Here is a 22,636-nt window from a genome sequence, read left to right as displayed (position 1 = left end):
TTAAGCTAAAATTAATTATAACTTGTTACTAATCATATTTTAGAATTTTATGCAAAAATTTTTTAACCCCTCTAGTATATCTCGAATAAATAAAGAAGAATTTTTACTTGGATATTCAGAAGATGATTTTAGAGATTTAATTATCAGACCACTTTTTCTTGAAAAAGGCTTTAGAGATGGCCGCGAATTGTGTGGACCGCTGGAGGAGGGTAAAGATACTTTATTTACCGAGACAGATAAACTTGGTCAAAACCTATTTTATGCTGTTCAGACAAAGAAGGGCCACCTAAACATGGCAGCGAAAGCCTCAAATAATGTAAATAATGCAATAGCACAATTAAGAACGGCACTAGAAGTCAAAATTCCCTTAATATCCTCAAAAAAAAATATATATCCGGATCAGGTAATGTTGTGTGCAAGTGGTAAAATTAATACAACCGCAAGAAAACACATAGTTGATGAAATAAAAGACCCTCGCATAAGATTCATGGATTGCGATGATTTAATCCCGATGCTTGATGATGTTATGCCGGAATTATGGTTTGGTGTCAACTTAGAAAAATTTCCATATTTAAGTAATTTACATTCTTCGCTTACTTCTCCAACATCTGAATTAAAATCTGGGTTTAGTGAAAACGAAGATCCATTTTATTGTCCTGTTACTAATGACAATTTTGTCAACATAAAATTTAATCGACTTCGTATAAAAAGTAGTGGTAATTCAGATATAAAAGATATAGAACCGGATTTTGAGGAATTGAGTGTTAAACAATTAATAGATTCAGATCATAAAAAAATATTAATAACTGGTGAGGCTGGTTCTGGCAAATCAACAGCAATTAGAAGGATGTTGTGTATTTGTGCTGAAATTGGTATGAAAACTACAGACGAAATAGTTGTTCCTGTGTTTATAAGGGCAAAAGAACTTCTAGGAATCAAAACTAGCTTAGAGATTGTGCTTGCAAATAAAACTTCAGAAATGACAAAGAATAAAGTAGTGGCATTTAGTAAAGAGGATTTGGAAAAAGGAAATGTGCAAATTTTTATTGATGGATTAGACGAAGTTGCCAATCAAGATGAACGGATACAGGTAGTAAAATTATTGAATGGATTTCAACAAAAGTATAAAAGTTGTAAATTTTATTTATCATCTCGTAACTACAAATGGCTCGAATCTATTCCAGATATAGCACAATGGATTCGCTATCGAATTAGTCCTATAGATTGGAAACAGACTACTCAAATTGTTAAACGACTCAAAAAAAGTAAATCGCTTTCTGAAGATCAAATCCAAGATATATTACGCAGATTGCAAGATGTGCATGGATTACAGTTAAATCCTTTATTGATTTCTGTCTTTGTTTCTTCTGCGGATTATAGTAGAAAAGATATACCTGCAAATATTACTGAAATTATGAAAAAGTACACGGAAATGATGCTGGGAAGATGGGACACTTCAAAAGGATTTGCGCAACAACATGAAGCACCATTGAAAGATTTTTTAATTCAAGCACTTGCTTATCAACTTCATTTGAACCGAAGTACAAGTGTAAGCTTAGACGGGTTTACTAATTATTTGGAAGAAGAGCTTAAAAAACGCGGTAAAACTGCTGACATAAAAACGTTAACAGAAGAAATCGTTTATCGGTCTGGATTATTTAGAATAGTTGGGGAAGAAATTGAATTTGCACATTTAATGGTTCAAGAATTTTTTGCGGGAAGATTTTTAGACGACGAAGACGTACTTAGCTTAGTAACTGATGACTGGTGGCAACGGGCTATTGTTTTTCATGCAGGAAGCAACCCGAATAATATTTCGCTTTTGAGGAACCTCTCAGAACACTTATCCGCATTATCTTCGGAAGACCGAAACAACGCATTGTTGACATTAGGTCTTTCATTACAAGCAAATTATTTAGTTGAGGTGGAACAAAAAGTTGGTATTCATTGTACAATATTACAATTGTTAGCTCATGATACAACGAATCTGTTTAGTAAACATGAAAAAGAAAAGGAAAAAAAATTATTTCCATTTATTCGCTTTTATCTTCTGTATAGAGATGCTGTTTCGTGTGATATACAAACGCTTGAGGAGAAAAAAATAAAATCTATCGTCAGTAAAACAATTGATGTTGCAGATATAGACGCATTAGAGTTTTGGCAAATAGTTGGATTAATGGAGACAGGGGCTTTTGATCAGGTCCTACAAAGATTAAAAAATTATAGTCCGTCTGACACAAGATTTTTCTTGGGTGCTCACCTTGGTGCATTTTTCTTTCAAATTATGCGTACTTCAAATAAAGCAGAGCGTAGAAAAATTAATAAAATTTTAACTTATCTTGCCCCAAAAATACACACACTTAGACTTCAGCTAAAACAAGAGTATGCCTCAGAATTACTCGAATTAAGAAAGGGTAAAATTGTATCGATTAATGAGTCTACAGAATTATTAGAATAAATTTCTGATAATACTTATAAGAATTCTCAATAATACGCCTTTATATAAGCATACGCTCTTTCAAACAGAGCCTGGTCTTTGTGTAGTTTAAATTTTAACAATGCTTTGCGAAGCGATTTCTGGACTTCCCTTTCGCCAGATGTTGTAGTTTGCCAACCAGGGAAACGAACAACTTTAACTATGGCATCAATATCGTTTACAATTCTTTCAACCACGGCAGGAGTCTGATCGGTTTTTAGTTCGAGGAAAAGTTCTGTTAAAGCTGTCTTGGCAGATTTTTGTTCTAACTCAGTCAGAATTTCTTTTTCAGCTTGAACAGTTTCTTTAGCAATCTTACAGAGTTCTTTTACAAATTCAATACTTGTTATCAATCCTCTTTCAGCTTTGTCTCGTAACTCTTGTAATCTTTCACTTAATGCTTTGAAACTTGGATTATGAGGATACTTTTTGAACCTTCTGAATAATTCCTCTTCTAAGTTTTTAACTTTTTTAGGATTGGGGTTATTGAATATATCATCTATTACTTCAGCATCCAGAACAAACTCCTCCATATCATCTACAATACCTTCAACGTGAATATTTTCGTGAATGAGTTTAGTTGTCTGCGCTCCTAATGAATGCCAGAGTAATTTTCCAATATTATCAATAGCCGGTTGAACTGACTGATATACCTGAGTTAACCATCTGTAATCTTTTTCATATTGATTTAATACCGGATCAGGAGAGACTGATTCCCACAGCTTAGTCAAGTATGAATAATCAGCAGCAAATGCATCCCGCTTTTCATCTGTGTTAATGCAGTTCTGTGCAGCTTCCAATCCCTCAAAACCTTCAATTGATCTATCGACTCCTTCAAAATGTTTTAGACATTTAGCAATGACTTCAGGAAGTTTATCTTTTAATACCTGAAGGTTTGTTATAACTTTCTTTACACTCTCATCATCAAACTGAAGTGCTTGTGCTGCATCATCAAATATTCCAAAATAATCAACTACTCTTCCAAATGATTTGTTTGGATAGAGACGATTTGTTCTACAGATTGCTTGTAAAAGTGTGTGATCTTTTAATGACTTATCAAGATATATTGTCTGTAGAATTGGAGAATCAAATCCTGTTAGCAATTTTGCTGTTACAATTAAAAACTTTAAATGAGAATCTTTATCGTTAAACTCTTCAATTACTTTATCCTGTTGATCCTTATCCATTCCCCATTTCTGTTTGAACTCAAATTCATCATTAGCACTTGTCGATATAACTACGATGCTACTTTCCGGATTTAATAATTTATCAAGCTCTTCTTTATACTGAACACAGGCAAACCGATCCGGTGTTACTATCATTGCTTTGAATTCGTGCGGATTGACTTTTTCACGAAAGTGAGTAACGATATCATTTACAATTTTACTTACTCTTTCTGGTGCTTTAAGAAATGTAGCCATCTTCGCAGCTTTTCTGCTAAGTGCATCAGCTTCTTCATCAGAAAGAGTTGCTTCTTCTTTTAATTCCATAAACAGTTTATCAATGGTTTCTTTGTCAACGTGTATATCCACCAGGCGCGGTTCAAAATGAAGCGGTAAGGTTGCTTTATCTCTTATTGATTCCTGGAAAGTATATCTTGATAAGTAACCTTCTTCATCTTCCTCTGCACCAAAAGCCCAGAAAGTATTTTTATCAGCTTTGTTTACTGGTGTTCCTGTTAATCCAAATAGAAATGCATTTGGCAATGCAGCTCGCATCTTTCTTCCTAAATCCCCTTCCTGAGTTCGATGAGCTTCGTCCACCATTAGTATAATATTGTCACGTGTATTCATATCGGGATATGCATCACGGAATTTATGAATCATTGTAATTATAATTTTGCGAGTATCTTTTTCTAGTAGGTCGTGTAAGTCTTTTATGCTATCTGTTGTAACGACGTTTGAAACTTCAGAAGCATTGAATGTGCCTGTTATTTGTGTATCAAGGTCCGTCCTATCAACAAGAATTATCACCGTAGGACTTTTTAATTCAGAAGTTCTTCTTAGTTTCTGTGCGGCAAAAACCATCAGCAAAGATTTTCCTGAACCTTGAAAATGCCAGATCAGTCCTTTCTTAATTCTACCTTCTTTAACACGTGCAACCATTTTATTTGCACCTTCATACTGCTGATAGCGGCAAAGTATTTTTATTCTTCTTTTCTTTTTATCAGATGCAAAGATGGAGAAGTACTGAAGAATATCTAACAAACGTGATGGCTTTAATAAATCTGATAATTCTTTTCCTACCTCACCAAGTCCAAGTTTCTTTATAATCGAATCATCATCTGAATCCAATCTCCAGGGTGACCAATACTCCAATGCGCAGCGTACCGAACCATAGAATAATTCTTTTCCTTCAGTTGCAAATGAAAGTATGTTTGGTACAAATAGCTGTGGTACAGAATTTTCATAAACGTTATGAATTTCGTGAGCACCATCCAACCAACTTATTGATGGGCGTATTGGTGTTTTAGCCTCACCAATTACAACAGGAATACCATTTATTAAAAGTGCAATATCTGGAATCTTTGTTTCTCTTGCGTGTACACGAAATTGATTTGTAGCAATGAAAGAATTATTACTTAGAGTTTCAAAGTCTATAAGTTTTACAGGTACGTGTCTGTTGTTTTCTCCGAATGGCATTGTCTTCTCACCAGTTAGCCATTTAGAAAATTCTTCATTCGCTCTTACCAGTCCTGTCTGATTAACAGATATTAGAATTGCCCTTAGCTTATAAATAACTTCATCAGCTCTTTCTGGTTTTTCTTTTATCTCAGGGTTAATGCGAATAAGTGCATCTCTTAATTCACTTTCAATCAGAACTTCATTAACGCCGCGTTCTAATTCTTCTGGTGATTTATAAATCCAATTGCCGGTATAAATTTCTTTTTTATCGGCTATACGTGGAGCATTGAGATTAATACCAGTTAGCTGGTGGATGATATAATTCTCAACACTATTTAATTCGTTAAATGCCATACTAATTAAATATTTTATTGATTATCGAACTAAAAAGTAATTTGAAATTATGTTCTTCAGTCAAAGTTGTTTCTAGTGACTCATTGATCAGTTCCAGTTCTTTGACAATATTGTTTTGAATTTCAAGTTTAGGTAAGGGAACTAAAATCTTCTCAAGATTTTTCTTTGAAATTCTAGTCCTTGTAGTTCCTGATGCTAGTGAAAGTACTCTTGAAAGCATTTCTTTTGTATTCAACAAATAAAGAATATAATTTGGATTGAAGCCAGAAATATCAACCCTTATAATGCAACAATCTACTGCAGTTATCATTTTCTGCCCAATATTTGGTATAATACAAGCTCTACCTAATGGTTCGGGCATTCTTGCAACTAAAATATCACCTGGTAATACTTCAAAGCATCTGAGTCTTTTGAAAGTGTCTTCGCTTATATAGCGATCAGACTTATTGAGAAATTTTCTAACACCAATATCAGCTAACTGAATCAATCTGATTCCCTTCTCAGATTGGTCTTTAGATTCTATCCAATCACCGTCAATAAACTGTTCAAGGGTTCTATCAGCACAGTTTAAGAGTGGACTTAATTCTAAATTTTTAGGCCATATTAAATTGCTTGAAGAGATTTCCAAAAACTGTTTTAGTTTGTTTGATAAACTAATAAAGGATTCAAGCTTTTCATCCGCAGCCCAAAGCATTTCAGCAATTTTAGCTTGTTGGTTTTTTGGTGGAAGGAGGAATTCATAGCTACTCAAATCGTTGAATTTTGCCCTTGGAGATAGAGAACCAGCAGAATTTTTTATAGCATAATCAAAAAACTTTTCATTCTGAACAATGAAAGGTAAAAGTTCTGGTAATAATCCATCTCTAGCCTCCATTACTGTAATATCACCAGAGCATATACCATTAAAATCAGCGACCACAGCCTTCTTCAAATAGGCTCTTCTCCTACCAAATAGAACTTGTCCTTTTACGAATTTGCGATTAAAAGTAGTTCCGTCTTTAATCATCCCCCAATTTTTGATATGCAAGTTCTCTGGTTCAATATGTTCTAAACCAACTAATCGATCCAACCCTTCTGAAATTGGATCTTTAGAAGTTGTTCTTACTTCACGGACAACTTTACCGAAACTCACTTTAGTCCAATTGGCTTTGTCGATATTTAATTCTGAATAATTCATCTAATTATTTCTTGACAACCATTAGATCGAATAACTCTGCCATACTATTTTTAAGTTGATCAGAACTGTCCTTCCACTTTGTAAAAATTTCACCAAAATTATTTTGATGATCCCCATTTGATTGTCGCACATAAAGGTTAAGTGCTAATTTATAATTGTTCAATTTTATGTCCTCAATTGAAGCCAACATAGATAGATCTTCAACATCAACGAATGATTTATAAGCACCGTATATTCTTTGAATATGATTTTCTTCTAAGTATGCTAAACTTTTTTCTTGTCTAACTTCATTCACGGCATTTATAAAGAGAATTTTTCCTCTTCTATCTTTTTTCTTATTAGTATTCGTAATAAGTAAACACGCTTCCATAGGTGAGTTATAAAAAAGATTTGGCCCCAAGCCAATAACACACTCAACAACATCGCTCTCGATCATATTTTTTCTGATTTCTGCTTCAGCATCTCTAAATAATATTCCGTGAGGCCAAAGTGTAATGGATCGACCATTTCTTTCATCTAAACTTTTCATTATATGCTGTTGGAAAGCATAGTCAGCAGTTCCCTGGGGCGGTGTTCCCCATATATTTCTTCCATAAGGATCATTCTCAAAAGATTTCCTATCCCAGCTTTTAATTGAGTAAGGGGGATTTGCAAGAATAATATTAAACTTTTGTAGTTCATCATTTTGTAAAAATGCAGGATTACTTAAAGTGTTACCCCTTACAATTTGAAACTCTTCAATACCGTGCAGAAACATATTCATCCTTGCAATAGCAGAAGTAATAAGATTTATTTCCTGCCCGAATAATTTTAACGTTCTGTATTCTCTGCCTGCATCTTTCAATTGCAAAGCACAGTTAAGCAGCAAACCCCCGGAGCCACAAGTTGGATCATAAACACTTTCTCCAGGTTGCGGATCCATAATTAAGGTCATCAATCTTACAACTGTTCTATTTGTATAAAACTCTGCTGCCGTATGTCCGCTGTCATCAGCAAATTGCTTTATTAAATATTCATAAGCATTACCAAGCTGGTCATCGGGAACTGTAGCAATATCTAATTTATGCTGTGAGAAATGTTCAATAAGATTAACAAGTGTTTCATCAGGTAGGCGATCTTTATTTGTCCAGCTTGCATCACCAAATATTCCGTAAAGAGTATCAGGATTTGCTTTCTCTATTGCTCGTAGTGCTTTCTGGATTGCCATCCCGACATTAACAGTCTGCTCACGTACTTTTTTCCAATGCGCATTCTTCGGAACCTGGAATCGATGGTTTTCTTCGAAAGCAGCAAAATCTAAATCACCATTACTCTCAGTTAATGCAACTTCAAATTCTTCATCATACACATCGCATATGCGCTTAAAAAATAAAAGCGGAAAGATGTACTGCTTATAATCACCGGCATCAATATGCCCACGTAAATAAGTAGCAGCACCCCATAAATATTTTTCAAGTTGTTGTTGGGTCATTCTTCAATTCGGAGTATTTCGTTAAAATATTATTTGTATGACTCTGAACACCTGTCGCCCAATTAAACGAATAATATCTGCACCTATCTGGAAACAATTCTTCTAATTTTTGTCCAACATAACGACAAAGTTTTAATCTATTAGGGGAAACTTTCTTTTTACTCTCCATAAATATTTGAATTAGAAAAATTTTTAATTGTGAATGTTCCTCCAAGAAAGGCCAGATTTTAAGCACATTAGTATTCGGATGTCGCTGTTCTCTTTCAACTTCTAAAAAAATTAGGATATCATCTATTTCACAATAAAAATCAACTCTTCCCCATCCGCTAAGCGATAACTCTTTGTTCTTGAAATCAAATGGTAATTGCTCTGCAATTGGAATATTTTCTCCAGTTGATTTTTTCATAATGTTTTTTTGGACATTAGCTGGAAAAATTTATTTGTGGTAGATGATCATTTACAAATTTCCTGACACCAGTATAATTAAATCTTATTTTTCTCCTTCCAAAAAAGTTAATATATCTCTCTTCTACTGGTGATAAAGATTGACCGCCGGAGGTATGAAACAAATCTGGTTGTTTTAGCACACAGTGTATTTCACAATTGTCTGGGACTTTTCTGGAAAGTAACTGTCTTATCTCGTAATCTGCTTGTTGAAAAGAATATCCAATAAATATTATTCTTGTTGCCTCCGTAAGTTCGGTTGCAACCGCTTCCCATATTTGATTGAAATGAATGTTTGAAAAATCTTTCAAAAACGTTGGATAAATAATTTGCGGTTCCAAATCCAATCCATAATCATTTGTTTCTAATCTATATACTTTCGCACAAAATCTGCATTTCAAATTCAAATCGTACTCTGGTATACCTACTTTGCTTTCAGGGTTAACAAATAATCTGTTACAACTTGGACATTTTAACCAATTGAGTGAACCATGTATTTTCAGGAGTTTGATTGTAAACATTCCCCTAGTTAAAGCAACGAGCGGAGGAATCAAACCTTCCTTAAGTCCAACTACAAAGGTTCCATAATCAAGCGCCCCCTTATGTCCTGGTTCCTTCAATACTAAAAAGAATCTTCTATCTAATAAGATATCCCAGTTAGTTGTTATAATAGAAACATGATCAGTGGAGGGTTTTTCTTTTTTATGATCGAGGATAGTTGTGACAAATTTATCTAAATAGGTTTTGTTTTCTTGCGAATTTGATAATTCTGATTCGATAACAATTGCTATCAATGTTGATAAGATATTTCTTATCTTTTTTGTGTGCTCTACTGAATAACCCCGGAATGATAAATTTTGCGCAATACATTTATCAACTGGAGTATAAAAATCTTCAAGATTAAAATTCTTCATCTTGGCTTCATCCAAGCTGAAAGCATCTCTTAAATATTTTTTTAACTTAGTTTTATATTCTTGTATTGGATTCCCATAATCATTTCCTGAATAATTCAATACTTTGCCAAGAAGTTCTTTTTGACTTGGTGCACCAGCAGCACAGGAAAATCCTGCACCTAAAAAGAAAACGGTTTTTATTGCATCAGTGTTCATTTGACAAATTCTTTCAATTCTTCGAGAAAATATTCTTCAGCTTTTAGACAATCTTCCCAAGCAATTTTCAAGTCTTTAAGTGCTTCCTCAACCGTTGGACGATTGTCTTCAATTATTTTTTCAACATATAGAGGAATGTTAAGATTAAATTCATTCTCTTCGATCCGATCAAATGAAACAACCTTTACATAATTCTCAACATCCTTAAACTCAGAAAACCATTTATAAATTTTATTCACGTGTTCTGGTTCAAGAAAGTTCTGAGCTCGACCGATTCTTATCTGATCAGCAGCATCAATGAACAAAACTTTATTTTGCTTATCACTGCTTTTCTTTTTGCTAAAAGTTAATATGCAAGGCGCTAATGGAGTCCCGTAAAAAATATTAGGACCCAAACCAATAACTGATTCAAGTAAATCCATCTCAATTAAAGTCTTTCGAATCTTTCCTTCTGCACCTTTCCTAAATAAAGCTCCATGCGGTAAAACAACTGTCATTCTTCCTGATGTGGGCTTCATCGATTTGATCATGTGCTGAACCCACGCCAAGTCACCATTACCTTTTGGAGGAACACCAGCAATGTTTCGACCATATGGATCATTAGTCCATTGTTCAGCACCCCAGGCTTTTAATGAGAATGGTGGATTAGCTACAACGCAGTCAAAAGTCTTAAGATTATCACCTTCAAAGAAAGCGGGGTTTCTTAAAGTATCGCCACGGACAATTTGAAAATCTTCTATTCCGTGAAGAAACATATTCATCTTTGCTATCGAAGCAGATGTAAGATTTTTTTCCTGCCCAAATAATCTAAGTGTCCTATAATCTTTTTTATTTTCTTTTAAATGGTTAATTGATTCAAGCAGCATTCCACCTGTTCCACAAGCAGGATCATATACAGTTTCACCTTCTTTAACATCAGTTATGAGTCCCATTAAATGCACAACAGATCTTGGTGTATAGAATTCACCAGCCTTTTTGTTTGTCAAATCAGCAAAATGTTTTATGAGGTATTCATATGCTTGTCCTAATAAGTCGGGATCCACATTAGAGTTAGACAAATTATATTGTGAGAAGTGTTCAATTAAATCTATAAGTAATCTATCGGTGAGTTTGTTTTTATTACTCCATTGAGCATCTCCGAATATACCATAAAGATGTTCAAGGTTTGCTTGTTCAATTCCGCGAAATGCTTTTTCCAATGCTAGACCGACATTTACCGTAACTTCTCTAACATCATCCCAATGACATTTTTTAGGAATTACAAAACGATGAAATTCCGGAAGTGCAGCATACTCTTTATCACCCTTAGATTCTTCCAACGCTTGCTTGTATTCCTCATCATAAACATCAGAGATTCTTTTGAAGAATAACAATGGGAAGATGTATACTTTGAAATCGGACGCGTCCACTGGTCCTTTAAGAATCCAGGCTGCCTTGGAAAGGTATTGCTCTAATTGTGAGAGTGTGATTTTATTGTTCATTAAACGCTACTATATCTTAAAGAATCTATTTCGCGTTAGCCACCAACTCGGAACTTAGGAAGATCCCCAATCAAATTGTAATGCTGTGTGTCTGTAATTTTATCTGTAAAAATAAAGAATCCTCTTGTTTAAGTAAAAGATTTTTATGTAGGATTGACATTTGCACTCTTCCCATTTTCAGGTATAAGCAAAGAGTAGATATCTATTCTTTTACTAAAAAAGGAGTTTACTATGTCTTTCACCATCGGCTGCGATCCAGAGCTGATCTGTCATCGCAACGGACAATTTGTTCCTGCTCATAACTATTTCAAATCACAATCTTCATTTGGTCTTGATGGATGCGAGTCAACGGCGGAATTACGCCCGGGTTTTTCGGTATCACCTGTTGATCTCACTTCAAAGATCTATAAGATATTAGATTACGGGCACAGTAAAGCACCAGATTTAGAATTTTATGCTGGACATTTTGTAGACAGTTATGCCATTGGAGGTCATACTCATTTTTCAGTCGAATCAACAACAGAAATTATCGAAGCACTCGATGTTGTTCTCGGTAGTTTTTCAAATTGCATCGATGATAAATTGCAAAGACAGAAAAGAGAAAGGTCTGGTTATGGCAAGCGTGGAGCGTATCGTAAAAAACATTATGGTTTTGAATACAGAACACCAGGAAGTTTTCTTCTCTCCCCTTCTGTTACACTTGTTCATTTAACTTTAGCAAAACTTGCAGTAATCGGAGTGCTCGAAGATAAAATAAATTTCTCTGAACTAAAGAACGGACATCACAGCTGCACATTTCTAAAACAATTAAAGCACAATCTTCATACAATCCCACCAGATTGTGAAGAAGGACTTAAAGAACTTGACACTCTGTTAAGCAAAAAACTAAACTGGAATCAGGATATACTTCCGAACTGGTCCTTGAGGAGGGTAGCTTGATATGCACTGCACAAATTGTGACGAACCCATTAACGATAATGAAGTAAGATGGGCTAACGAAGAACCATTTTGCGAAGAATGTTTCGATGAGTTATATAATTACTGTTCAAGATGTGATGGTGTTATTAGAAGAGAATCAACCATGTATGATTCTTCCGGAGATCCACTATGTTCAGAATGTTTCGAGGACAATATTGATGAGGATTCTCCAGATAATCCACCAGTATCAGAATCAGATCGGGAATTAGTAATTAGATTATCTCGATCTTGGCTGCAAGGAAAATTAGAAACAAGGCGACCAATCTTCATAAACGACAAGGATCTGCTTCTAAAAACAATTAAGGATAAAGTCGGTTTGGTAGATACTCCTATTTACCTCTTTGGTCTTGTAGATAGAGATGAATATCAGATATCAGCAAGTTCTGATTTATTTGAGCCTGTTCAGCAATATGTTCTGATTCACAACATACAAGTAACTGTTGTATCAACACCAGGATGTAATCGTCTTGGATTAAGTCTTTCACTTCGTAAGTATAATCAACAACAAATTGTTGAACTGATCAAATCAATTACAACTGTTAAAGAAACAGTTCCAGTTTAGCTACTCACCACTAATTAAAAAATTAAATGAAGGAGAAAATTACCAATGTGTGGTATTATGGGATTTTACTGTTTTAGTAATAAGGCCCCGGATAAAGAAAAAATAACAACTATGTTTAGTCTTTTAGAATCTCGAGGTCGTGATGCATTGGGATATGCGTTTATAGATGGTGATGAGCTTGTGGTTCATAAAGCACCAATCAAATCATCCGATATGATAAAGACAGATGAATGGAAGAAGCTTGCTATTCCAAAGGTTATGATACTTCACTGCAGAATGAAAACTCAGGGAGATGAGAAGAATAATGCTAACAATCATCCCTTATTCAGTAAAAATGGAATTGCACTCGTCCACAATGGAATCATTCATAACGATAAGGAAATATTTGGCAAAAAGAATAGGGATGGAGAAGTAGATTCAGAGAGTTTACTTCATCTTCTGTCAATGCGATTACGTGGAGATAAAATCAAAAGGCTCTTCGACAGAATAGATGGATCATTTGCAGTTGCTGTAATTGATAAAAACGACCCCGAGAAACTGATTCTCATCAAGAAGGACAATCCGATCGATCTTTACTATGACAGCCGTGATGACATTCTATACTTCTGTTCTGAACGAGACATAATGAAACAAGCTCTAAGAATTGAAAGCGTTTCATCCAGAGGATTTAATCTTGGTGAAGGCAGTTATCACAGCTATGAGATGCAGAACAATCATTGCCTGACCATCAATGCAGATGGAGTTGAAAACTATCAAAAATATTATTCAAGAGATCGATGGTTTGAGAGGAAGTTCCATTACCCTGATTATGATGATGAAATAATGATCGAATGTCCCTGGTGCTACTGCAAGACAAGCTACCGTGAAGGAAAGCTCTTTAATAAATGTGAAGTGTGCGGAATGAAAATAAATGAGGAGGATTTGTATGTCATATAGCCCGAAGATAAAAAAAGAACTGGTAAGGAAGCTCTACCTCCTAAAGCATTCACTGCCAAAAAAGAAACCGATGACAATAATAGTTAATGAAGCAATCGAAGAATATTTAGAAAGGAAAAGAAACGATGAAAAAGGAGAAAGACTTATTTCAATTGATAGCAGAGTTGGTTGAAAAGCTGTTGAAAGAAATATTCGGCGGGAAAGGAGATAAGAAATGATCGATGTGTTAACAATTTTGTTAATTGTAGCAGAAGCGGTTGTTAAAATCATAATTGTGGGGAATAAAAATGGAAAGTGATTTTATTGATGAGCTTCTGAAAGAGGCAGAAGAGAAAGAACAAAAGCTATCGAGGGAATTTGCTGACCTGATGCTGATTGAAATTTCGCAGTTGGAAAAACAAATACAAATCAACTTTGAGCAAGCTGCAAGAGAAAGAGAAATAATTAAGAACTGGGCACTTTCGAGAAACAGTTCACTTGCCTCGAGGATAGAGTTCTTATCAAAGAAGCTTGAGTTATTCATAAAAGAAACCGGTGAGAAGACAGTAAATCTTCCTAATGGTATTCTGAAGATGCACAAAAAACCAGATCGGATTGAAGTTGAGGACCTCGAATTGTTTCTGAAGAATGCTCGTCCTGAATGGTTAACTGTCATACCAGAGCAAGCTAAACCAAATCTTGTTGCGATAAAAAATCACGTTAAGACTAGACCAACACCGAAAGGAGTGAAAGTTATTGAAGGTGAAATTGAATTTTCATATAAACTAAACGGAGAAGAAAATGCCAGAGAAGAAACCGAAACTGGAACTTGAGCTAAATCGATCAGTTAGAATTGAGCTTCTTCAGGATCAGCCTCTTATAGGAACATCACGCTATGGAGAATATTACCTTTACTCAGTTCGTAATGGAAACGGAGAAGAATACAGCTTCTTTCCTGATAAGGAAGTCCACGAGAAACTGAAAGATCTGAAGCGCGGTGATAAAGTTGAAATCTGTAAACGAGCCGAGCAGAAAGGAAGCAAAATTGTAACCTCATTTGATGTCAAGGTTTTGCAAAACAATGCTGATAGTCCAGTGACACAAAACAACAAAATCCCTGATGATAATTATTATGAACTAATGCTGAGTTCTTGCAGAGATGCAGTGAGAATACAAAATGAACTCGGCGGACTTATGGACGCCAAATCGCTTGCTGTAACACTATTCATTGCGAGAAGTAAGATCAATGGTAATAGTCTCCAATGATCAAAAAGAAGGGGGGTAGCTGCTCTCCTTTTTTTACTTCCCATAAAAATCCGTGATATCAAACCAGAATTCTTCAATCTTTCCATCAGGAAATTTGATTCTTAAAATATCGTATTGTTTATCCCCATCATCAACCAGCTCCTGATCAATCAGCTCCCAGTTAATATTTTGTTTGCCAAATCTTTTTTCAATCCAGATGTATTCTGCATCAACACCTTCCGTTTCATCTTTGGCTCCAAGAATTATTATGGCTTCTTCTTTTGTAATCATTTTTCAATTCTCCTTTATAAAGGATAAAAACTAATAAGATTAAAAACAATAAACTCTGAAAAATTAGGACTAAAAAAATTTTTATTAGAGACTGTATTTTGTTTTGGGAATTTGTGTTGGGGGTTCTGTAAAAATGAAGTTTAATTTATGATCGCCAGTGTCCCCAGTGCATATTTTTAAATGGGATCCAACTGAAAGTTGCTTTTCCTAATAGAAATATTTAAAGTTATTTTTTTCACTTCTTCTTCTTCGAACATGGGTAAACATTTCACAAATTGCAGTAATAAAACCATGAATGATTAAGGAAATTAATCAGAGTAGAATCAAAAGCTCACACAAGCTAAAATATGTGCTTGAAGATAAATTTATTTCTGAATTGAGCTGAGCAGTAAATTAATTCAGTGATTGATATCCTTCGCGAAAATCTGTAATCTGTTTTTTTATTTTTTTGATCAAGGCAAGTATATCTGCAAACCTACCCTTTCCGGCAAACACATAAAACTGAATTAGCATAAATTCATCTGAAATAATTTCGGAGGTGACAATGATATTTTTTTTCTTTGAATTCAGTTGTTCTATCCGATTGTTAAAGTAAGTTGACATGTCGCCCGGGTCATTCCAGCGTGCTGGCTCGGAGCTTTCATCTACAATAAGGAAATAATCTCCCGAAGCATCCATAAAAAGATTTAATTTTAAATTAATTAATTGAGTCGATTGCCGCGTTGTTTCATCAAGTATGATATAGTAGCAGTCGGGAACCACCATACCTTGCGTTTTAAGGTCTGAAAAAGAAAGGTTAATTGTATTTTCAATTTTAATTGATGGAAGTAAAAATTCTTTTAATGTTTTCATGTCAGTAGGGATTTTTTGGTGAAAAAAAAGGCCACACATATTGCGTGGCCTGTGAATGACTATTACTGGGAGATTTCTTTGACATATTTCAGGGTGTCAACAAAAATTTCCTGCTTTAGTTTTGAATCGGTCCTGAACTTGTTAAACTCCGCGGTTAGATTTGCAGAGAAGAACCTTTCAAGTTCCGTCAGAGCCTGAGGCGCATTTTCATCACCGGTAATGATTGCGCTGAGTTGCGGATAGGTTGAGATGTTCTCCTCATTGAGCACCTTCTCAACTTTCTCCATTATCTTCATGCTTTCTCTCTTTATCCGTTCCTTTTCATTTACTTTTACAAGATCTCTCCTGTAGGCTTGTTTTGCCCTTTTGGAACGTGACTTGAAGGAATGAGTGTAATCCTTAATCTCCCGGTTCACTTTTTTAATTTGGAGATTTAAGTCTGCAATCTTTGCAAGAAGATATTCCCTGTCCGCCGCATCAAGAGGGAGGTGCTTTACTTCACCATTGATTTTTTGTATGTAGTACCCTCTATTAAGAATAGCTCTCTTATCTTTACGTTCTGTCAGGATCGACTCTCTTTTCCTCATCTTTTGCCTGCGAACGTTCATTGAAGAAGCTATTTTCCGGTTCTGCGGACGCCTAACCGATATTTCTTCAACACTTTCTGCAACTCCTTCTACCGGTGATGGAGCGACAGCTGTGTTGACCACCGGGCCCACGTTTTCTTGTACCAGCCCAATGGATTTATTTGTTTTTTTTGCCATAGATTTTACTTTCTTTTTAGTGGCGAGTAAGAAGAATCATCAATCATTCCACAGTGAAAACCCCCTTTTTGACCTATTATATGACCACCACAAAATATTAAACCAATCTATTTTGATTAATTCAATTTATTTTGATTTATTTTTGCAAACACAAAAGGAGATCAATATGAATTATTTTCAACTATTATCATCCTGGATCTCAAGACCAATTGATGAATCCGGGTTCGATATCGCAACGCTTTATATAGATCAGTTGCTGGATCTACACGAAGATGATAATGAGGCGTCGAAAGACTTTATGTACGCATTCATTAAGCAATGGCTCGGGGATATATTCTTCATGATTAATGAACAAAGATCTGTAAAGGGTCAGATTGAAAACGAAACGAAGGGAATCAATCAGGCAGAAATACTATGGCGATTCAGGCAGAAATTAATAATAAACGAACGGTCAATTGATACCGCTCTTGTTTTTTCAAGAGAAACTGATCAGAATGATTTCCGTAACTCCGTAAAAAAATTCTGCCTTGACGACAAAGAATTATTTATTCCCGTTTTCAAGCCACTTTATCAAATGGCAAGGGGTGCTTATGAAATGTATGAAGGCAGCCCGTACACTATATTTTTCCCGATTCCTTATAAAGGGAAATATAATTATGATCCGCCCTCAATTGAATATCTAACAAACCTTGCGGCTTTTATTGTTAGTAGCAGTCATAAAAAAGACAGTAAAAAATTTCTAATAGCATTTGAGTTCATCCAGGATTTTAATGAATCAGACAAGAGAAGATTTTTCCGTGCGATAATCAGAAGTTTTATCGGAGAATATTTTCAAAGCTACAATCTTGATTTTCAGAACATCTCTATACTGCTCCAGTCTGATTCTGAAGTAAAAACTTTCAATTCTGTTTTAGGTGAAATTATTCAACTGCTTGAGTATCATTCAGTTGAAAACAAGTTTGATACCATTGAAAAGTTTTTCAATTATCATCCGTATTATAAAAATAAAAGACTGACAACGGCGGATTTAACCGAACTAGATAAAAAAGCAGCTGAGTATAAAACAAAAGATATATCGGCTACTCAAGACACAACAGAACTATCTGATAAGATACAAGGCGAGGTGATTACATCCCATTTAAAATACCGACGGGAACTGCTTAAAATTCAGAATGTACTTAATAAAGAGCATAGTGTTCTACTGCTTGGAGAAACAGGTACCGGCAAAGGATACCTTGCAAAGACAATTCACAAACTATCCAGAGGGAAGGGCAAAGACGCCGGATTTGTTGAAGTCAACTGTGCTGCCATACCGAGTGAACTTATAGAGGCCGAACTTTTCGGAAGTGAAAAAGGTGCATACACATCTTCATCCGGCAAAATTATCGGGAAGATCGAACTTGCAGATAAGGGCACCTTGTTTCTGGACGAGATTGGGAAAGCTCCACTAAACGTACAGCAGAAATTATTTAAAGTGTTGGACGATAAAACTTTTTACTCGGTCGGAGGAAAAAAGAAGAAAGTAGATGTGAGATTTATATTTGCTCTTAACGAAGACCCTTTAATGCTGGTTGCAAAAAAAGAGTTACTTGAGGATTTCTATTTCAGGATTTCCGGACTAAAATTTACTATTCCTCCTCTGCGTGAACGTAAGGAGGATCTTAAAAGATTCATCTTATTCATAAAAAATAAAAATGAGAAAGAATTTGAATGGCCAGCTGAATTACCGGAGGCCACGATGGACTTTTTGTTAAATCTATCATGGCCTGGAAATATCCGCCAGATCCAGAATACTTTTTCGCAGCTATACTTACATTGTAAATCATTCAGAGTAAGCAAAATTACCATTGACCTTATTAAAGAATTCATAGAATATATACCGGATCAGAAATCAAAATCTTCGTTCAAAGAATTTGATAGTTCGTTGGAGCATCTATTTCTTGATTGGTATTATAAAAGGGATTTATTTCCGAAAGTACAAACTGTGTCTACAAGCAAGATTAAGAAAAAGAATAAATCGCATAACCGTAACAGCTTTTTAAAGTCTGTGGTTGAGCCCACAGCCGCAGATATTTATATAAGGAATTTCGAATCTTTAGGATTAATTCAGGATGATGCTACTGAAATCATTGGTCTTGCCTGGTCAAGTGGTAAAAATAAATCGATACTCAGACAAAGAGCAAAACTATATGAAAATATCAAGGAGATATTCAAAGAAAATCAAAAATAAAATTTTAAGTAATTATTTTTCCTCGACTTAAGTGTCTGCTGATTTGTCTGCAATAACCCAGCTCTTGTCAGGCCAGGGTACATCTTTTTCTAGAATTTGTACAGCTTTATAATAGAGCTTGACTGGCTTTGTTTAACACTACATTAGCTTTTCTATTGCATTTCAACACCTCTACACTTACTCTTACCTATGAAAACAATCATAAAATACACTGACGATTTTAAGAACAAGGTTCTTGACGAAATGGAATCAGGTAAATTAAAAAGCATCACGGATGCAAAGCACACCTATGGAATATTCGGATCTGCAACCATTCCGAATTGGATAAAAAAATACCGCAGAGAAAAACTTTACACAAAGGTGGTGGTTAGAGATGCTTCCTGGTGATAAACATGATTGGTCCCAAACTGATCATCCTACACCTAAAACAGAGCAAGGTTTTCAAGCTCTGTATGAGAACGTAAGAAAGGAAGTAATAGATAGGGCCATAAAAAGATATTTTGATGGGGCAAAAACTGCAAAGAGTAGAAGGTATTTCTGGAATGACGGGAAGCAATTAATTTCAGAAAAAGCATATCGTAACAGTCTTGCATTACAAAAATCGGAACTGGAAAGAACGCTTTCGGGTTTATTGAGGAAGGGCGACAAAATTGTTGTGCCACCAAGGATTTAATCTATGAATCCTTAGCTTCGGCATAATTAACCACGGGTGAACTGATGCTCGGATGCCTTGCTTAGTAAGAATGTTAACCTGGGTTTTCAAACAGAATTGCTCCCCGTCCTCCGCATTAAACCCCACTCCCGCCAAGTCATCATTGCTGAGGCCGTAGTCGGCTGGAAGGTGGGGGAACGAATCTGATTCCACCCTAGGAATTTCTTTGATTATTAATTAAAATCAGTAAAAGGTGGTGGAAGGACGAAAAAACATGAAAAACTATTTCTATTTATCCTAACAATTTTTTTCGGAAAACTTTTTAGGATTTTTTCACATTCCACCTCAACTCATTTGAATATAGCTAAATTTAAAAGAAAATACGGTGGTGGAACGGATTTTATTCCACCACCATACCGTACTAAAATGGAAGATCTACTTTAACAACTTTAATCCTTTCATCTTTTTCATTTTTCTCAATTGTTTTAAGTTTAATTCCGACCACGTAGTAACCATCATTTTCTTTTTTCAAACTGATTCCATAAGCTGATTCAATTGCTTTCATAAAATTTCTGTAGCCGAGTGACTTGTATCCCCGGCTGACACAAAAACCGTAATAAGCATTGTGCAGGTCGAGCAATTTAATTTTAGCTTTTAATTTAATTTCACACATTTCATCTATGAATTCAGCCGCACTTGATATTTCACTCAACAAAATGATCCTATCTTTCTGAATGCTGTCAGGAATAGAAAAATACGCTCCCCCTTCTCCACCGATCACCCGATCAATGTGTGATATTACCAGGTTGAATATACCGGGTAATTCATGGAGAAGTTCCGATAGTAAATTTGTATTAACCTGCTGATCTCTGAATGTTATCGGGAACCTTATCAGAACAAATCTTTCCAGGATTGCATCATTTAATTCTGAAAATCTCGGCAACTCATTAGCGCTTATTAACAATCTTGCTGTATTAACAAAAGATATAGGCTCCTTGTATTTTCTGTCCGCAGTAATTACATCACCACCAGATAACTTTTTGATCATTTCAGTTTCCAGGTCTTTACTTCCAACCTCGGAACTGATATTAATAAGCTTATCTTTTAGATTATTTACCGCAAATCGGTTATTTGCCAGATCGTGGATTGAAACAGCGGAAACATTCTCAATACCAAGTAAATTTTTTATAACAGACGTCAACACACCTTTACCATTCCTACCACTGCCGAAGAATATAAACACTTTCTGGTATGAGTAATCCGGAAACAACAGGTAGCACATTGTGTTAAGTACATAGTCTATCTTATCCTGATCACCGTCAAATATTTCATTCAAAAATTGTTCGAACCTCGGAGCTTTTGCACCCTGCTCGTATGCAAAATCCAACTGTATGCTGGTAAACGTTGCGGGTGAGTGTGGAATTAATTCCATTTTACTTATATCAAAAAGACCGTTCTTCAGGTTAATATAACTCTCTTTATTCATCTTACCTTTAAACTGGATTTTTACTTCCATCTTCAACCGGTCGATCAAACTTCTAATCCGGTTTGCTGTTACAACCTCTTTTTTATTAAACACTAAAGCAAAGGAGTTTAATAATGACGCCAACTCTGTTTCAGATATCTGATGATATACCCCGTCCCCATATTGATAGAAATTATCTTCATCCACCGCATAGACTATATCGGTTCGGTACTTAATGAATTTTTCAGCGGCGTATGTTTGTATGAAATCTTTTGCTTCACTTACATAAGCAAGCGATAGACAGTTTGTGCGATTAAGAAGTTTTACTGTTTTGCAAGTGTTGCCGCATATCATCTCACAGGATACAGGGTGATATTCGTGTTTAATTATTAAGTCTAGGTGATAATCAGTCTTTTCCCTGGAGTAATGTGGAGTCTTGCCAAGGATCTCGTGGAGCTTGCTTCTGCCTTCTTCGCCAAATCTGGAAAGCAAGTTAGCAAGAACGACTCTTTCCTGATTATTTAAATTTTCTCCCTTGTTTGATTTTTCAACCAGTGATTTTATGTGGCTGCAGCCACTAACAATTTTATCAAATCGACTGATCTCAATTTTTTCAGAACTGGTTTTGTTTGCTTTTATTATCTGTTCGGTTGAATAATCCGGATGCGTTGCCAGATACTTTGAGAAGAGTCTGACTAATTTTTCATTTTTTACTTTCTCATATTCTAATATCGCAGCTGAATTAAATCTATACTTCCCAGCTAACTCCTTAATTTCCTCAACTGGTAGGGATTTTATTTCATCAAGACTTAACTCGATTTTATAGAGTCCTGTCTTGGAATTAATAGTATTGTTTAATCTGTAAAGCCTTATCGTTTGATACAGACTTAAGTCTGCGTGTTCAGTCAACTCCTGAACCATAGCCTTAAATATGTACGGGTATTGTGAGGAGGGTTGATGCTCAACATCTATCATCCAGGAGGGAATTTCAATGTGGAATCCTTTACTGCCAGAGAAGTAATACCGAAGTTTGTTTGTATTTACTTCATATTCTTCCTCTAGTTTTTTAATCAGATCCCGGGTCCAGTTTAAGGACTCATTCAAATCATCTGAATCTATATCGAAAGCAAGAAAGCTGAAACGAACTTTTCCTTTATATCCAGCTGTTGAATTCCCATTAGCTTCATAGTAACGAAGAAAATTAACTGAGTGGTCAAAAGCAGACGTGTAACAATCTTTTTTTCCGATCAGTCTTTCTGCATCTTGTTTCGTTCCGAAGATTCCCCGGTTAGAGGTAGATCCTTTTGCATACTCTTTATGTGAGTAAGTCCGATCTAATTCTGTATTATTTACCAATTTTTTATTCCATAGTTTTATATAATCCTCTGTTGTGAAAAAATATTTTAATAAAAGGACTTGCAGTAACGTACTGCAAGCCTTTGAACAACAGGTATTGTTTCTGCTCATATAGACAGAAGTTTCAATTTTTGTTTTCGTAAGCTGATCAGCTTAAAATCCTTAAATTATTTTTACTTTGCCGACTGCC

General features: G+C 35.3%; 20 protein-coding genes. 10 read left to right on the top strand and 10 right to left on the bottom strand.

The window, feature by feature from the left end:
* Positions 1 to 49: 49 nt before the first annotated feature.
* A complete protein-coding gene (locus IPM14_01070) occupies positions 50 to 2,458 on the top strand; it encodes an NACHT domain-containing protein (GenBank protein ID MBK9096713.1) in 2,409 nt (802 codons plus the stop codon).
* Between the two features lie 26 nt (positions 2,459 to 2,484).
* On the opposite strand, the gene IPM14_01065 is transcribed toward IPM14_01070, so the two are convergent.
* The 6 genes from IPM14_01065 to IPM14_01040 are packed head-to-tail and all read right to left on the bottom strand — an operon-like array spanning position 2,485 to position 11,136.
* Positions 2,485 to 5,454 carry an HsdR family type I site-specific deoxyribonuclease gene (locus IPM14_01065; protein ID MBK9096712.1) on the bottom strand — a complete coding sequence of 990 codons (2,970 nt, stop codon included), beginning with the start codon at positions 5,452 to 5,454 and terminating at the stop codon, positions 2,485 to 2,487.
* Between the two features lies 1 nt (position 5,455).
* Positions 5,456 to 6,631 (bottom strand): restriction endonuclease subunit S, encoded by a 1,176-nt coding sequence (locus IPM14_01060; protein ID MBK9096711.1) that lies wholly within the window; start codon positions 6,629 to 6,631, stop codon positions 5,456 to 5,458.
* Positions 6,632 to 6,635: 4 nt separating this feature from the next.
* A complete protein-coding gene (locus tag IPM14_01055) occupies positions 6,636 to 8,102 on the bottom strand; it encodes an SAM-dependent DNA methyltransferase (protein MBK9096710.1) in 1,467 nt (488 codons plus the stop codon).
* Positions 8,083 to 8,508, bottom strand: coding sequence for a hypothetical protein (locus tag IPM14_01050; protein ID MBK9096709.1), 426 nt, complete (start codon positions 8,506 to 8,508; stop codon positions 8,083 to 8,085). The genes IPM14_01055 and IPM14_01050 overlap by 20 nt, the downstream gene beginning before the upstream one ends.
* A gap of 16 nt (positions 8,509 to 8,524) precedes the next feature.
* Positions 8,525 to 9,655: a hypothetical protein gene (locus IPM14_01045; protein ID MBK9096708.1), complete on the bottom strand. Its 1,131-nt coding sequence runs from the start codon at positions 9,653 to 9,655 to the stop codon at positions 8,525 to 8,527.
* A complete protein-coding gene (locus IPM14_01040) occupies positions 9,652 to 11,136 on the bottom strand; it encodes an SAM-dependent DNA methyltransferase (protein MBK9096707.1) in 1,485 nt (494 codons plus the stop codon). Before IPM14_01040 ends, IPM14_01045 begins: the two co-directional genes overlap by 4 nt.
* 231 nt (positions 11,137 to 11,367) lie before the next feature.
* Here IPM14_01040 and IPM14_01035 point away from each other — a divergent pair, with 231 nt between their 5' ends.
* The 6 genes from IPM14_01035 to IPM14_01010 all read left to right on the top strand — a co-directional run bounded on the left by IPM14_01035 (position 11,368) and on the right by IPM14_01010 (position 14,857).
* Positions 11,368 to 12,075 (top strand): hypothetical protein, encoded by a 708-nt coding sequence (locus IPM14_01035; GenBank protein MBK9096706.1) that lies wholly within the window; start codon positions 11,368 to 11,370, stop codon positions 12,073 to 12,075.
* Position 12,076: 1 nt separating this feature from the next.
* Entirely contained in the window at positions 12,077 to 12,676 is a 600-nt protein-coding gene (locus IPM14_01030; protein ID MBK9096705.1) for a hypothetical protein, read from the top strand.
* A gap of 111 nt (positions 12,677 to 12,787) precedes the next feature.
* Positions 12,788 to 13,612, top strand: a complete 825-nt coding sequence (locus IPM14_01025) for a hypothetical protein (protein MBK9096704.1) — start codon at positions 12,788 to 12,790, stop codon at positions 13,610 to 13,612.
* A complete protein-coding gene (locus IPM14_01020) occupies positions 13,602 to 13,784 on the top strand; it encodes a hypothetical protein (protein MBK9096703.1) in 183 nt (60 codons plus the stop codon). The genes IPM14_01025 and IPM14_01020 overlap by 11 nt, the downstream gene beginning before the upstream one ends.
* Positions 13,785 to 13,899: 115 nt before the next feature.
* On the top strand, positions 13,900 to 14,424 hold the full coding sequence (locus tag IPM14_01015; protein MBK9096702.1) for a host-nuclease inhibitor Gam family protein: 525 nt from the start codon (positions 13,900 to 13,902) through the stop codon (positions 14,422 to 14,424).
* Entirely contained in the window at positions 14,393 to 14,857 is a 465-nt protein-coding gene (locus IPM14_01010) for a hypothetical protein (GenBank protein MBK9096701.1), read from the top strand. Before IPM14_01015 ends, IPM14_01010 begins: the two co-directional genes overlap by 32 nt.
* A 33-nt stretch (positions 14,858 to 14,890) precedes the next feature.
* Here the strand turns inward: IPM14_01010 and IPM14_01005 are convergent, their stop codons facing one another.
* The 3 genes from IPM14_01005 to IPM14_00995 all read right to left on the bottom strand — a co-directional run bounded on the left by IPM14_01005 (position 14,891) and on the right by IPM14_00995 (position 16,743).
* Positions 14,891 to 15,127: a hypothetical protein gene (locus IPM14_01005; GenBank protein ID MBK9096700.1), complete on the bottom strand. Its 237-nt coding sequence runs from the start codon at positions 15,125 to 15,127 to the stop codon at positions 14,891 to 14,893.
* Between the two features lie 393 nt (positions 15,128 to 15,520).
* Complete coding sequence (locus IPM14_01000; GenBank protein MBK9096699.1) at positions 15,521 to 15,979, bottom strand: hypothetical protein; 459 nt, start codon at positions 15,977 to 15,979, stop codon at positions 15,521 to 15,523.
* A gap of 62 nt (positions 15,980 to 16,041) precedes the next feature.
* Positions 16,042 to 16,743, bottom strand: coding sequence for a hypothetical protein (locus tag IPM14_00995; GenBank protein ID MBK9096698.1), 702 nt, complete (start codon positions 16,741 to 16,743; stop codon positions 16,042 to 16,044).
* Positions 16,744 to 16,909: 166 nt separating this feature from the next.
* Here IPM14_00995 and IPM14_00990 point away from each other — a divergent pair, with 166 nt between their 5' ends.
* The 3 genes from IPM14_00990 (at position 16,910) to IPM14_00980 (ending at position 19,646) form a co-directional block, all read left to right on the top strand.
* On the top strand, positions 16,910 to 18,973 hold the full coding sequence (locus IPM14_00990) for a sigma 54-interacting transcriptional regulator (GenBank protein MBK9096697.1): 2,064 nt from the start codon (positions 16,910 to 16,912) through the stop codon (positions 18,971 to 18,973).
* 189 nt (positions 18,974 to 19,162) lie between these two features.
* Positions 19,163 to 19,360, top strand: coding sequence for a transposase (locus IPM14_00985; protein ID MBK9096696.1), 198 nt, complete (start codon positions 19,163 to 19,165; stop codon positions 19,358 to 19,360).
* Positions 19,347 to 19,646 carry a hypothetical protein gene (locus tag IPM14_00980; protein MBK9096695.1) on the top strand — a complete coding sequence of 100 codons (300 nt, stop codon included), beginning with the start codon at positions 19,347 to 19,349 and terminating at the stop codon, positions 19,644 to 19,646. Before IPM14_00985 ends, IPM14_00980 begins: the two co-directional genes overlap by 14 nt.
* Before the next feature lie 400 nt (positions 19,647 to 20,046).
* On the opposite strand, the gene IPM14_00975 is transcribed toward IPM14_00980, so the two are convergent.
* A complete protein-coding gene (locus IPM14_00975; protein ID MBK9096694.1) occupies positions 20,047 to 22,446 on the bottom strand; it encodes a hypothetical protein in 2,400 nt (799 codons plus the stop codon).
* Positions 22,447 to 22,636: the final 190 nt, after the last annotated feature.

It is taken from the genome of bacterium (assembly GCA_016716565.1).
Lineage (GTDB): Bacteria > Bacteroidota > Ignavibacteria > Ignavibacteriales > Ignavibacteriaceae > IGN2.
This window is presented reverse-complemented; position numbering and strand designations above follow the sequence as displayed.

Bases quoted from the DNA above. Each gene is read 5' to 3' on its own strand.
- IPM14_01025 (MBK9096704.1), top strand. From the start codon at position 12,788: ATGTTTAGTCTTTTAGAATCTCGAGGTCGTGATGCATTGGGATATGCG.
- IPM14_01000 (MBK9096699.1), bottom strand. From the start codon at position 15,979: ATGAAAACATTAAAAGAATTTTTACTTCCATCAATTAAAATTGAAAAT.
- IPM14_01065 (MBK9096712.1), bottom strand. From the start codon at position 5,454: ATGGCATTTAACGAATTAAATAGTGTTGAGAATTATATCATCCACCAG.
- IPM14_01005 (MBK9096700.1), bottom strand. From the start codon at position 15,127: ATGATTACAAAAGAAGAAGCCATAATAATTCTTGGAGCCAAAGATGAA.
- IPM14_00995 (MBK9096698.1), bottom strand. From the start codon at position 16,743: ATGGCAAAAAAAACAAATAAATCCATTGGGCTGGTACAAGAAAACGTG.
- IPM14_01050 (MBK9096709.1), bottom strand. From the start codon at position 8,508: ATGAAAAAATCAACTGGAGAAAATATTCCAATTGCAGAGCAATTACCA.
- IPM14_00990 (MBK9096697.1), top strand. From the start codon at position 16,910: ATGAATTATTTTCAACTATTATCATCCTGGATCTCAAGACCAATTGAT.
- IPM14_01010 (MBK9096701.1), top strand. From the start codon at position 14,393: ATGCCAGAGAAGAAACCGAAACTGGAACTTGAGCTAAATCGATCAGTT.
- IPM14_01055 (MBK9096710.1), bottom strand. From the start codon at position 8,102: ATGACCCAACAACAACTTGAAAAATATTTATGGGGTGCTGCTACTTAT.
- IPM14_01015 (MBK9096702.1), top strand. From the start codon at position 13,900: ATGGAAAGTGATTTTATTGATGAGCTTCTGAAAGAGGCAGAAGAGAAA.
- IPM14_01045 (MBK9096708.1), bottom strand. From the start codon at position 9,655: ATGAACACTGATGCAATAAAAACCGTTTTCTTTTTAGGTGCAGGATTT.
- IPM14_01070 (MBK9096713.1), top strand. From the start codon at position 50: ATGCAAAAATTTTTTAACCCCTCTAGTATATCTCGAATAAATAAAGAA.
- IPM14_00980 (MBK9096695.1), top strand. From the start codon at position 19,347: ATGCTTCCTGGTGATAAACATGATTGGTCCCAAACTGATCATCCTACA.
- IPM14_01020 (MBK9096703.1), top strand. From the start codon at position 13,602: ATGTCATATAGCCCGAAGATAAAAAAAGAACTGGTAAGGAAGCTCTAC.
- IPM14_00985 (MBK9096696.1), top strand. From the start codon at position 19,163: ATGAAAACAATCATAAAATACACTGACGATTTTAAGAACAAGGTTCTT.
- IPM14_01060 (MBK9096711.1), bottom strand. From the start codon at position 6,631: ATGAATTATTCAGAATTAAATATCGACAAAGCCAATTGGACTAAAGTG.
- IPM14_01030 (MBK9096705.1), top strand. From the start codon at position 12,077: ATGCACTGCACAAATTGTGACGAACCCATTAACGATAATGAAGTAAGA.
- IPM14_01040 (MBK9096707.1), bottom strand. From the start codon at position 11,136: ATGAACAATAAAATCACACTCTCACAATTAGAGCAATACCTTTCCAAG.
- IPM14_01035 (MBK9096706.1), top strand. From the start codon at position 11,368: ATGTCTTTCACCATCGGCTGCGATCCAGAGCTGATCTGTCATCGCAAC.